Annotated in this window: 10 protein-coding genes; 2 read left to right on the top strand and 8 right to left on the bottom strand. The window is 28.5% G+C overall.

Annotation, left to right across the window (positions count from 1 at the left end; translation table 11 throughout):
- Positions 1-28: 28 nt before the first annotated feature.
- The 6 genes from glyA to serS form a co-directional block, all read right to left on the bottom strand.
- Positions 29-1,285 carry a serine hydroxymethyltransferase gene (gene glyA / locus IC219_RS10295; protein WP_227830866.1) on the bottom strand — a complete coding sequence of 419 codons (1,257 nt, stop codon included), beginning with the start codon at positions 1,283-1,285 and terminating at the stop codon, positions 29-31.
- 70 nt (positions 1,286-1,355) lie between these two features.
- A complete protein-coding gene (locus IC219_RS10290) occupies positions 1,356-2,858 on the bottom strand; it encodes an AbgT family transporter (protein ID WP_227830986.1) in 1,503 nt (500 codons plus the stop codon).
- Between the two features lie 98 nt (positions 2,859-2,956).
- Positions 2,957-4,141, bottom strand: coding sequence for a M20 family metallopeptidase (locus tag IC219_RS10285; RefSeq protein ID WP_227830867.1), 1,185 nt, complete (start codon positions 4,139-4,141; stop codon positions 2,957-2,959).
- 179 nt (positions 4,142-4,320) lie between these two features.
- On the bottom strand, positions 4,321-5,022 hold the full coding sequence (locus IC219_RS10280) for a response regulator (RefSeq protein ID WP_227830868.1): 702 nt from the start codon (positions 5,020-5,022) through the stop codon (positions 4,321-4,323).
- Between the two features lie 254 nt (positions 5,023-5,276).
- Positions 5,277-6,782, bottom strand: coding sequence for a histidine kinase (locus tag IC219_RS10275; protein WP_227830869.1), 1,506 nt, complete (start codon positions 6,780-6,782; stop codon positions 5,277-5,279).
- Between the two features lie 198 nt (positions 6,783-6,980).
- Positions 6,981-8,252 carry a serine--tRNA ligase gene (gene serS / locus IC219_RS10270; RefSeq protein ID WP_227830870.1) on the bottom strand — a complete coding sequence of 424 codons (1,272 nt, stop codon included), beginning with the start codon at positions 8,250-8,252 and terminating at the stop codon, positions 6,981-6,983.
- 370 nt (positions 8,253-8,622) lie between these two features.
- Between serS and IC219_RS10265 the strand changes: the two genes are divergently transcribed.
- Positions 8,623-9,165, top strand: a complete 543-nt coding sequence (locus IC219_RS10265; protein WP_227434380.1) for a helix-turn-helix domain-containing protein — start codon at positions 8,623-8,625, stop codon at positions 9,163-9,165.
- Between the two features lie 180 nt (positions 9,166-9,345).
- Here IC219_RS10265 and IC219_RS10260 read toward each other — a convergent pair whose 3' ends face one another.
- On the bottom strand, positions 9,346-10,944 hold the full coding sequence (locus IC219_RS10260; protein WP_227434379.1) for an amidohydrolase: 1,599 nt from the start codon (positions 10,942-10,944) through the stop codon (positions 9,346-9,348).
- Between the two features lie 397 nt (positions 10,945-11,341).
- Here IC219_RS10260 and IC219_RS10255 point away from each other — a divergent pair, with 397 nt between their 5' ends.
- Positions 11,342-12,268 carry a carbon-nitrogen hydrolase family protein gene (locus tag IC219_RS10255; RefSeq protein WP_227482071.1) on the top strand — a complete coding sequence of 309 codons (927 nt, stop codon included), beginning with the start codon at positions 11,342-11,344 and terminating at the stop codon, positions 12,266-12,268.
- 199 nt (positions 12,269-12,467) lie between these two features.
- Here the strand turns inward: IC219_RS10255 and IC219_RS10250 are convergent, their stop codons facing one another.
- Entirely contained in the window at positions 12,468-13,463 is a 996-nt protein-coding gene (locus IC219_RS10250; RefSeq protein WP_227482070.1) for a YhdH/YhfP family quinone oxidoreductase, read from the bottom strand.
- Positions 13,464-13,550: the final 87 nt, after the last annotated feature.

Here is a 13,550-nt window from a genome sequence, read left to right as displayed (position 1 = left end):
AGGTTGTGAGCTATATAAATCAATATACTTAATCTTCAAAATATCCTTCTGGATATAATGGGAATTTAGCTATAAGTTCCTGAGCTTCTACCCTACATTCATCTAATACTTCTTTATTATCAATATTTTCTGCTACCTTATTCATTATTCCTGCTATTTGCACAACTTCTTTTTCTTTAAGACCTCTTTGAGATATTGATGTAAGACCGATACGAACGCCACTAGTTACAAATGGTGATTGTGGGTCATCAGGTATAACATTTTTATTAACCGTTATTCCTACATATTCAAGAGCCTTTTCAAACTGCTTTCCTGTCAAATTTTTACTTCTTAAATCAACCATTACTATATGATTATCAGTTCCACCACTTACTATACTAAATCCGTGAGAAATAAGTTCAGCTGCCAAAGTTTTAGCATTTACTACTACTTGCTCCATTATTTTACGAAACTCATCTGTCCCTAAATACAATAGCGAAAACGTTTTTGCTGCAACTGTGTTAAGATGTATAGAACCTAATGTTCCTGGGAAAACACCTTTATCAAGTTTCTTTGCATGTTCAGCTTTACAAAGCACAATACCACTTCTTGGTCCACAGAAAGTTTTTGTTGTAGATGAAGAAACAAAATCTGCATAAGGTACGGGACTAGGTATTACTTTTGCTGCCACCAAACCTGCAACATGAGCCATATCTACCATAAAATAAGCTCCTACTTCTTTTGCAACATTTGATATTCTTTCATAATCTATCAATCTTGGATATGAACTCGCCCCTGCAATTATAAGTTTTGGTTTACACTCTTTTGCCTTCGTTTCAAGAGCATCATAATCTATACGACCAGTATTTGAATCTACACCATAAAATTCATATTTATAAATATCATGTAAGAAGTTTACTGTACTACCATGTGTTAAGTGTCCCCCTTGGTCAAGACGCATACTTAAAACAGTATAATTTGGCTTTAATATTGCTGAATATACACAATAGTTAGCTGTAGAACCTGAGTAAGGCTGTACATTTACATGTTCTGCTCCAAATATTTCTTTTGCACGTTTTATTGCTAGATTTTCAAGTTTATCTGCTTCTTCAGAACCTGCTTGGAAACGTGCTCCTGGATAACCCTCTTCTGTTTTATTTGTAAATACACATCCACTTAATTCAAGTACTTCTGTTGGTGCTGTACTTTCAGAAGCTATCATCTCGATATTATGCTCTTGTCTAACCAATTCACCAGCTACAATTTCGTATAACTCTGGGTCTGAAATTCTTGTTGTTTTTAACATAATAATCCCCCTATCAATTAATGAATATATTTTATTTGTTTAATTTTTATTGATCATTTATTATAAAAGCTTATAAAGAATAAGATATTCCTCCACCAGGCCCTAATGGTATGCCAATACCCATAAATAGTAACAATATTATTATCTCTATTAATGTAAATACTACTGAGTATGGAATCATATTTGATATAATAGTACCTATACCTATGTCCTTATCATATTTTCTTGCAAATGCCAATATAACTGGGAAATATGGGAAAAGCGGGCTTATTGGATTTGTGGAAGCATCCCCAATACGATAAGCTATTTGAGTTAATGCTGGATTAAAATCTAGTAACATAAACATAGGAACAAATATAGGTGCTAAAATCGCCCATTTTGCAGAAGCACTTCCAACAAATAAGTTGATAAATCCAGATAATAAGATAAATCCTATTATCAATCCATAACTAGGTATGCCAGATTCTGCTAAAGCTTTTGCCCCTGTTATTGATAAAATTGTTCCTAGGTTACTAAGATTAAATAGATTAATAAATTGAGATGCTATAAATGCTAAAACTATATATCCTCCCATATCACTCATACTACTGCCCATCATAGACACTAATTCTTTGTCATTCTTTATCTTATTACTTACTTTTCCATACACTAGTCCTGGAGTTAAAAATATAATAGTGATTATTGGAACTATACCTTTCATTAAAGGTGCATTACTAGATAATATAGAACCAGTTTCTGGATCTTTCATAAATGCATTTTCACCTATACATAAAGCAACTATTATTACTACAACAACTAACAATGATAATAGAGCATATTTTATACCTTTATTTTCAAGGTCACTTAATTCCTGCATATCTTTATCATTCACTGCATCATTATATTTCGAAAAACGAGGAGCTATAAACTTTTCTGTTACAAATGCTCCTGCAAAAGTTAGAACAATTGCTGATATAAATGCAAAATAAAGGTTCATTGCTGGATTTCCCTGGTAAGATGGGTCCATCATTTGAGCTGCTGGTATTGTAAATCCAGCTAGCAATACATCTGTAGTACTAAGCATAATATTTGCCGCAAATCCTCCTGCAACTCCTGCAAAAGCTGCAAACATACCTACAAGAGGATGTCTTCCAATCCCTAAGAATACAAGTGCTGCAAGTGGTGGTAGTATTATAAATCCTACATCTGCTGCTGTATGAGATAACATACCTGCAAATACAATTGCTACAGTTACAAGTTTTTGTGGAACTTTACTAATTCCTTTTTTCATTAACACTTCCATAAATCCAGATTTCTCAGCAACTCCTGCTCCTAGCATTGTAACTAATACTAATCCTAATGGAGCAAATGATTGGAAGTTTGTAACTATACTTCCTAAATAAGCTTGAATCTGATCTTTCTCTAGTAAATTTACTACTTTTACTACTTCTTTTGTAGAAGGGTGTATTTCTTCTACCCCTAAACTGGATATAACTGCTGATAATATTAAGACAACTATGCATAGTAATAAAAATATAGTTACTGGGTCTGGAAGTTTATTTCCTGCTCTCTCTACAACATTTAATGCCCTCATCAATAATCCACTATCTTTATTTTTTACTTGTGAATTAATTTTCCTCAAACTAATCACCCCCATAAACTTTGTCTATAAAAACACTTATAATTTAATTTTTACTTTATAAACTTATCCATATAATTTATAACAGACTGGCATAATACATTTGTACCTACTAAAATAGAATTTTTATCAGCCTTAAATTTGGGATTATGCCACTGATATGTACATCCTTGTTCTTTGTTGCCTACACCTAACCAATAAAAAAATCCTGGTGCTTTTTCCATAAATATAGAAAAATCTTCTCCTCCTGTGGAAGGTATTGGATCAACTATAGCATCTTCTGAATATAAATCACATACAGATTTACAAGCTATTGTGTGCATTTCTTTACTATTTATAACAGCTGGTAAATCAAATAAATAATCTAATTTTGCAGTTGCCTGATATCCACATGCAATCTCTTTAACTATATTTTCCAAATTTTCAGATATTTTTTTTCGTACTTCATTGCTAAAACTTCTACATGTACCTGTCATATCCACTTTTTCTGAAATTACATTATTTGCAGTTCCTCCATTTATAGTACCTATTGATATAACAGCTGATTCTAATGGACTTATATTTCTACTTACTATTGTTTGAATTCCCATTATAATTGCACTTGATGCTACTATAGGGTCTATTGTTCTGTTTGGTATACCTCCATGACCTCCAAATCCATTTACTTCTATCCTAATAGTATCTACTGCTGCCATCAATCCACCTAACTTAACACCTACTTTTCCACAAGGTATATCTGGATGATTATGAAGACCAAATATAGCATCAACTTTTGGATTTTCCATTACTCCTCGTTCAACTAACATCTTTGCACCTTTGTTAACTTCCTCTGCTGGCTGGAATATAAACTTTACATTTCCATGAAGACTGTCTCTAATATGAGATAACACATATGCACATCCTACAAGGCAAGAAGTGTGTATATCATGACCACACGCATGCATTATACCATCATATCTTGATTTGTACTCAATATCAACCTCTTCATATATTGGTAACGCATCAATATCTCCTCTTAATGCTACCGTAGGACCATCATACTTTCCCTTCAACAACCCCACTACACCTGTTTCCATTCCCAGCTCTAATATCTCTATATCTAAACTTACTAATAAATCTTTTATAGCTTTTGTAGTTCTAAATTCTTTAAAACTTAGTTCAGGGTGCATATGAATATCTGTAAAAAACTCTAAAATATCTTCCTTGTATTTTTCTGAAATAGAAATAATTTTATGCATACTAACACCTCTCCAAAATTTTTATTTTTAATAATATAGTTTATTACTAATTTAACTACAAGTTATGTATAAGTTACTAATATTGATAAAGATATATAAAGCGCTTTAAGTTGTTTTGTTAAATATATTATAATTAATTAAATGCTACTATACAATTATCTATTTTGACTTTTTATATATCAATTTTGCTTTATAGTATTTAGATATACTTTTGGAGTTAGCCCTTTGAAAATTTTAAAATTCTTGTAAAAATTATTTAAACTGTTATATCCAACTGATTCTGAAACTTCTTGAATTGTTTTACCTGTGTTTTTTAATAACTCTATCGATTTTTCTATTCTTACATAATTTAAATATGATACAAAAGTAGTATCTAAATGCTTCTTAAAAAGTCTTGAAATATTATATGGATTTGTTAAAAATTTAGTTGCACACTCGTTCAAACTTAAGTCTTTGTAATAATTTAAACTTATATACTCTAATAACTGATTTAATAACTCACTATTAGTATATTTATATCCGACTACCTTCTCAATCGAATCTGTAAACTCTTTTAAATCTATTGGCTTTAATAGTATGTCTTTAGCCCCTAATCTTAGAGCTTTTTGTGCATATTCAAAATAATTAAAAGCTGTTATCACAATAAAATTTATTTCTTTTACTCTTGAGTTAGTTTTTTCTATTACTTCTAGTCCATTATATATAGGAATCTGAATATCCATGAATACTATATCTGGCTCTAACTTTATTATTTTTTCTATAGCCTCGTCTCCAGAAGTAACTTTCTCAATTATCTCTAAAGGTATATTCAACCTTTCTATAAAATGAGATATTATTTTTAATACAGCTACTTCATCATCTACTATTAGAACTCTTCTCATAGAAATACCTCCTCATTTATATTTTAAAAATACAATCAAAATATAAGTTTTTGATAAATTATACTCTATAGTTTTTTCTTATATATTATTTATTTTTAAATAAACTAGAATATAATATAATAATACATGTTAATTATATTATATAATATAAAAACATATATTATATTTACATTTTTTTCCATATAATCAATAAAAAAGTCTCTACCATAATCTTAGACATAAAATATATCATGATAGTAGAAACTTAGCTGATTTTATACTTTATCTTTATAATTTTTTGTTGGTATTATTATTAAAATACAAGTTCCTGTAGTGGCTGCTGATGTAATATCCATACTAAAATCATTTCCATAAATAGAGAAAAACTTAGAATATATTAAAGATAGACCATGTGAACTTCCACTTGAAAGACCTCTTTTAACTTTATTTAATGTAACATCATCTAGTATAGTTCCATTATTATATACTTTTATTACAAGCTTCTTATTTTTTTTACTTATATTTACCTTTATATACTTCTCTTTATCAATATCTCTAAAACCATGTGTAAATGCATTCTCTATAATTGGTTGCAAAAAATTAAACGGTACATAAATACTGTATAGTTCTTTAGGAATTATATATTTAACTTTTAATGCCTCACCATAGCGCAATTTTTGCAAATTAAGATAGTTTTTAATATAAGAAATTTCAGACTCTAACTCTATAAATCTTAAATCAGATTTCATAGTATATCTAAACATTTTAGCTAAGTCTATAATAGCGCTGTATAAATCATCAGAGCCATCACCAAGTGCTATACTTGCCATTGAGTTTAAAGTATTAAATAAAAAATGATGATTTATTCTCAAATTAGTAACAGTATCCTGAGCTAACTTTAAGTTCATTTCTAACTGTTCACCATAATAAAATGTTTTTGCTATAATTTCTTCTTTTTCTTTTAATTCTGTTCTTATATCATTAAATGAACAAAAGTTAATTATATTTTTAGCTATTTGATTAAGTAATCTCTTCATAGTTCTAGCTGCACCTTCTGGTATATCATATAAATTGTTATATCCAATATCCAAATTTGAATCAGACAACAAAATATATCCTCCTCTTATAACTCCTATACTATTATTTTTATATATTATTGAAATATTATATATAGTTATGCCATACTTACATGTAAATTGATTACTACTTTTTTGATTCATACAATCACAATTTTTCGGAAATCTCATTGGATTACATTTTTCAAAACAAAACAAAGGAAAATACGGATTTTTTAAAACTATATTCCAAGAATCATCATAAATAATTAAAGGTATTTTAAATGGATCAATAAACTGACCTCGTATTGATTCAACTGCTGCATATAAATTTAAGGTGCTTTCACTATAACTTACTAAAGTATTTTCTATCTTACTTTTGGGATTAACTTCAACTACCTCGCTTGTCTCAAAACTACTTACAATATTTGATACTACTAGTTCTTTTATTGGTCCATCTCCTGTATTTATAGACTCATGTGTGCTACCAGATTCTATGTAAAAAATCATACCTTGCGAAAATGGCTTCCAAACTCCATTTATAATATATAACCCTTCTCCTTCTAAAATATATATCATCTGTTCTTGACCATAATGAACATGATTAAAATGTTTTTTACCTGGCATAGTAACTGCAATATATATATTCATAGCTTGTTTTGGGTTATTCTCATCATAAGTATGTTTCCATTCAATATATCCCCACTCAGTATTTTGAATCTTCATAAAAAAACCCTTTCTGTTTATAGATTATTTATATTCATTTACCCTTAAATAAATTATCAAATAAAAATGTGCACATACTCTTTCATATGATAGCTATACTATATCAATATTCATTAGTTTGTACACATTATTATATTAATTATTATTTTTTAATTATTTATAGCTTACTTTATTATTTAAAAATATATATTTTAATTGTTATTTAATAACAGAAACACCCATATATGGTCTTAAAGCTTCTGGAACTATTACAGAGCCATCTGCTTGTTGGTAATTTTCCAATATAGCTGCTACACTTCTTCCAATAGCCAGTCCAGAACCATTTAATGTATGTGCATATTCAGCTTTAGAATTTTTGTCTCTTTTAAATCTTATTCCAGCTCTTCTAGCTTGAAAATCTTCACAGTTTGAACAAGATGAAATTTCAACATATCTGTTATAACTTGGCATCCAAACTTCTACATCATATTTAAAAGAAGCTGTAAATCCTAAGTCACCTGTACATATTTTTACTACTCTATATGGTAAATTTAATAATTGTAGCATAGTCTCAGCATTATTAGTTAAGTTTTCTAATTCATTGTAAGATTCTTCTGGAGCTACTATTTTTACCATTTCTACTTTATTAAATTGATGTTGTCTTACCAAACCTCTTGTATCCCTTCCAGCAGAACCAGCTTCTGACCTAAAACAAGGAGTATATGCTGTATAATTTATTGGTAGTTGCTCAAATTTAAGTATTTCATTAGCATGTATATTAGTTAAAGGAACTTCTGATGTTGGAATTAAAAAGTAATCTAATCCTTCTATTTTGAACATATCCTCTTCAAACTTAGGTAGTTGTCCTGTACCCAAAAAACTATTTCTATTTGCCATAAATGGTGGAATAATTTCTGTGTATCCATTTACTGTTGTATTTGTATCTAGATAAAAATTTAATAATGCCCTTTCTAATCTAGCTCCTAATCCCTTATAAAGAGTGAATCTTGAACCAGTTATTTTACCAGCTGTTTCAAAATCAAGTATACCTAACTCAGTCCCTATTTCCCAATGAGCTTTAGATTCAAAATCAAAATTAGACGTCTTACCCCAAGTTCTCACCTCAACATTATCTTCATCGGTTTCCCCTTGTGGTACTTCTGAATGTGGTACATTTGGAATTCTCATTAACAAGTATTCCATTTTTTCCTCTACATCTTTAAGGTTTTGGTCTATAACTTTAATCTTGTCAGATAACTCTTTTAGCTTAATTTTTTCATTTTCTACATCTTTACCTTCTTTTATAAGATTTGGTATATTTTTAGATGCAGTATTTAATTCGTTTTTCATAACCTCAACTTCTTGAAGAATTTTTCTTCTTTCATCATCTAACTTAACTACTTCATCAAGATTAAAGGCTTTTTCACCTCTTCTTTCCATTGCTTTTTTTATACAATCTAAGTTTTCTCTTATTCTTTTTATATCAAGCATTTTTTCCTCCTCAATACTTTAAGATTGGATGTTATCTCTTAATCTCAGTTAACTTTGATAATAGTATATTTGCTTAAGGTTAAGAAATCTTTTTCTGTCTTATCCGAACCTATTATTTTTATTTAGTTATATTTTACTCACTTTTTTACATATTGTCAAATTATATTTAATTAAATTAATATAATTTAATTTTTCATCATTAATCTTACTTTTACTTTCATTATAATTATGCTAATTTTAGCAATCAATTATCTATTTTGACTTTTTTTTTATCAATCTTATATAATTATCAATTTTCATATAAATTTTTTTACCTTATGATATAATTCTTTATATATTCTTTGTCAGATGTTAGAATGGGAGGATTTTAATGAGTAATTCAAGTATAGGTAAAAAATTGACTTTATGTAGAAAAAAACAGAACATTAGTATAAAAGATTTATCTAAATTAATTAAAGTTACACCTTCTTTAATTAGTCAAATAGAAAAAGGAAGCGTAAATCCATCCATAAATTTTTTAAAATCAATTTCAAATGCTTTAAATGTACCATTAATTACTTTTTTCGTTCCTTCTATTGATGATTCAGAATTAATTGTAAGAAACAATCTTAGAAAAATAGTAATTTTTCCAGAATCAGAAAATATTTTATATGAAATGTTATCCAATAATCCATTTAATAAATTCGAATTTGCCATTATGAATTTGTCCCCTAAGTCTTACTGTAAAGAAAAAAATGGGCATGCTGGAGACGAAGTTGCTTATATACTTAAAGGAAGTGTTGAACTTAGTTTGGAAGATGATATATTTGAATTAAATGAAGGTGATAGTGTAAAAATACCTTTTGGTATGAGACATAAATGGGGAAATCCAAGTGAAGTTGAAAGTAAGGTAATCTACATAGTTGTGTCCTAAAAACACAAATTTTCAAGGCAGAATTAATAAAATTATGGCAATGAACCTTTAGACCTAATAAGCTAGCCCTTCAGTCACATATAATATTATTTAACTCTACCTATTTTATTAGATTTTATTTTTACATAATATTTTTTATACAATACTTTTACATAATATTTAAAAGAATATAATTCATATCTATTTTAATGAATATAATACTTCCCCTTCTACTATTGTTTGTAAAACTTTAATATCTTTTATTTTAAGAGAGTCAACAGTAAGTGGATTTTCATCTAGTATTATTAAATTAGCTAGTTTACCTTCTTTGATTGAACCCTTTTTATCTTCTTCAAAATATTGATATGCTGCATTTATAGTAACACCTTTTAAAGCTTCTAATGGGCTTATTTTTTCATTTTCACCTATCAATACTCCTTTTTTTGTAATTCTATTAACCGCACACCATATTGTTTCAAGCATATTAGGTGCTATTACAGGGGTATCTTGATGTAAAGTATAAATTAAACCTTTTTCTATAGTTGTTTTAATTGGACTAATCTTAAATGCTCTATCTTCCCCAAGGTTTTTAATATGAATATCTCCCCAATAGTATGTGTGAGCTACAAAGTATGAGGGTATCATGTTTATTTTTTCCATTTCATCAATTTGGTCTTCTCTTACAGTTTGAGCATGTATCATCACAGGTCTCATATTATCTTTAATATTTTTTCCTGTTATAACTTTTTCAAATAAGTTTATCAACTGGTCTGCCGCTGCATCCCCATTACAATGAGTTAAAAGTTGCATTTTTTCTTCTACTGAAATGTTTATAAATTTCTCTACTTCCTCATCTTTATATATAGAATACCCACGATAACCATCTTCTGAATTTTCATATGGTTTCGTTAACCATGCTGTCTTTCCTTGAGGAGAACCATCTAAAAATATCTTATATCCTCCTATTTTAAATCTATTTACATATTTCTTTACAAAATTTTTATTATCATCTTTTACAGATTTACTATTTTTTAAATCTACATATCCTACAATATCTATTTTTAGTCTATTTTGATTTGACATTAGTTTTAAGAGATTAAATTGATTATCTGCCATTAATCCCTCTTGTGCTGTTGTAATACCATAACTTAAATAAATATCTTGTACTTTTTCAATTAGATTACAAACTTCATCTAATGATGGTTGTTTTATTTTAGATGATACTTTAAAAAAGGCATTTTCCTCCAAGTATCCATTTGGCTCTTTACTCCCTTTGACTCTGCCTATATGCCCTCCTTCTGGGTCTTGTGTTTCATGAGTAACACCTAATTTTTTTAATCCTAAAGTATTTGCAACTCCCATGTGACCAGAAGCATGTGAAATTAGTATTGGATTTTCTAAAGATGCACTATCTAATAAATCTTTATCTGGATGAATATTTTCTTCTAAAAAATTGTTATCATACGAAAAACCAATTATCCATTCACCCTTTTTTATATCATTTGAATCTTTAAAATCTTGTATTTTCTTTACTATATCTTTAAAGCTAGTTGCATCTTCTAAAGGAACTAATCTTAGAGTAGTAGCAAAAGCTGTCAAATGACTGTGTGAATCTATAAAGGAAGGCATCAATGTTTTACCCTGCAAATCTATGACTTCTGTTTCATTATTTTTTAAAGCTAGAATTTCTTCTTTTGTTCCTATTTTTTTTATTATTTTATCTTTTATAAGAATAGCATCTCCACATATTGAATCTTCCATTGTAAGGATATTTCCATTATAATAAATTTTTTCTTTCATAAAGTTCTCCTTAAATTGTCTATTTTGATAAATTTATTTTAGTATTTTATAATTAATTATTCGTATTTCATTAAGCTTATTTTTTTTAATATTAACTAATATTAATATATGAAAATCTCATTTTTAATTATTGTTCGCCAAGAAATAAATACTATTCATTATAAATATTATAATTTAATAGTCATAATATTGATGTGAAAAATTAATATTATATGTTAATAAAAAAAGTACTTAACATGAATTATTTTTTTGTATAATTGTAATTTGCTAAATCATGATGTATCATTTTAAATATACAGTTACATCATTATTTACAAGATAAGATACTTTTTTCTCAAATAAAACCTGATGTAATCTGTTCAAATCAACAAATTCAAATATTTTTTAGGAGGTTTTTATGAACAAAGAAAATAAAAATGTAAGAATTGCTGTTGTTCAGGCATCACCAATTATAATGGACTTAGATAAAACTGTTGAAAAAGCATTAGAATTAATTAAAGAAGCTGGTAGAAAAGGGGCAAATATAGTAGTTTTCCCAGAAGCATTTATACCTGCATATCCAAGAGGACTTTCATTTGGATTTGTTGTTGGAAGTAGAACAATGAAAGGTAGAGAAGATTGGAAAAGATACTATGATAATTCTGTACCAGTACCTAGTGCTACAACAGATTTATTAGGAAAAGCAGCCCAAGAAGCAGGAGTATATCTATCAATGGGAATAACAGAAAGAGATGGAAACGATATAAATTGCACTCTTTATTGTACAAACTTATTTTTCTCACCAGAAGGTAAACTTATTGGTAAACATAGAAAACTTAAACCTACAGGAACAGAAAGATGCATTTGGGGTGAAGGTGATGGAAGTACTCTTACAGTTGTTGATACTCCATATGGGAAAATGGGTTCATTAATTTGCTGGGAAAACTACATGCCACTAGCTAGAACAGCTCTTTATGCTAAAGGTGTAAAACTTTATATAGCCCCTACTGCTGATTCAAGAGAAGAGTGGCAATCAACTATGAAGCATATCGCTTTAGAAGGAAGATGCTTTGTTATTGGATGCAATCAATATGTTGAAAAAAATATGTACCCAACTGACCTTAACTATTATAAAGAACTTGATGCAGAACCAGAGATTATGTGTCCAGGTGGAAGTTGCATAGTTGACCCTTTTGGAAAATATGTAGCAGGCCCTATTTTCAATAAAGAAGAAATATTAATAGCTGATTTAGATTTAGAACAAATAGTTCTTAGTAGACTAGATTTTGATTCAGAGGGTCACTATTCAAGACCTGATGTATTTGAATTAATTGTTCACGAATAGTCTTTTTATCCAAAATCTTTACATAAACTTTTTACATAAAAATCAAAATGAGATACTCTTAAATAAAATAATTTTAAGGTATCTCATTTTTTATTTTATGATTTGATGTTATAGTTTTACATTAAAACTTACTTAACTATATATTAAGAACCAATTATATATTCAGAATCAGTTAACTTAACTATAAACCTAACCTTCACTACAATCCTAAATCAACTACTGTTCTTCCTACATGCTTTCCTTCTATTATTGAATCTATGCTTTTACTCAATTCATTTAATGATACTACAGTTACCATGTCATCTAAATCTTCTAGCTTCCATTCATTTGACAATAAGTCCCATATTTTTAATCTCAAATTCATTGGACAATCTACAGAATCTATACCATATAAAGTAACACCTTTTAATATAAATGGATATACTGAACTTGTAAAATCAATTCCACCTGCATTACCACATGTTGTAACTGCTCCACAATAATTAGTTGTCTTTATTGCTGTTGATAAAGTATTTCCTCCTACTGTATCTATTACTCCAGCCCATCTTGGTCTAAGTAGAGGTCTCCCTGAATTATCATCTACTTCTGATCTATGTATAACATCTTTAACACCTAGTTTTAATAATGTGTCTTTTTGTTCTTCCAATTTTCCTGTTGAAACTGCAACTGAATATCCCAATTTAACTAATATTTTAGTTGCAATCACAGCAACTCCTCCAGTACCACCAGTAACTAGTACATCTCCCATATCTTTGTCTACAGTATTTACAAATTTATATACAGATAAAGCTGCTGTAAATCCTGCTGTACCATAATCCATTGCTTCTTTTAGAGAAAGATTAGTTGGAAGTTTGACAACCCAATTAGAAGGAACTCTTATATATTCTGAAAATCCTCCAGAGGTGTTCATTCCTAAATCATAACCTGTTACCAAAACTTCATCTCCAACTTTAAAATCATCACAACTACTAAATTCTACTACACCAGATGCATCTATTCCTGGAGTATGAGGATATTTTCTAGTTACACCCTTATTTCCATTTGCTGAAAGTGCATCCTTATAATTTAGTGAAGAATATTTTACTTTTATCAGAACATCTCCTTCTGGTAGTTCATCTATATCTCTTTCGATTATATTTCTCTTAAAACGTCCCTCTTCTTCTGTAATATATAGTGATTTAAAATTTTTACTCATAAATTTCCTCCCAATACATTTAGTTTTATGTTAAACTAATTATAGTTGAAAAATAGTTTTATGTCAAACTACTTTTTATTTCAAAGT

This window comes from Clostridioides sp. ES-W-0018-02, assembly GCF_020658175.1.
Taxonomy (GTDB): Bacteria; Bacillota; Clostridia; order Peptostreptococcales; family Peptostreptococcaceae; genus Clostridioides.
This window is presented reverse-complemented; position numbering and strand designations above follow the sequence as displayed.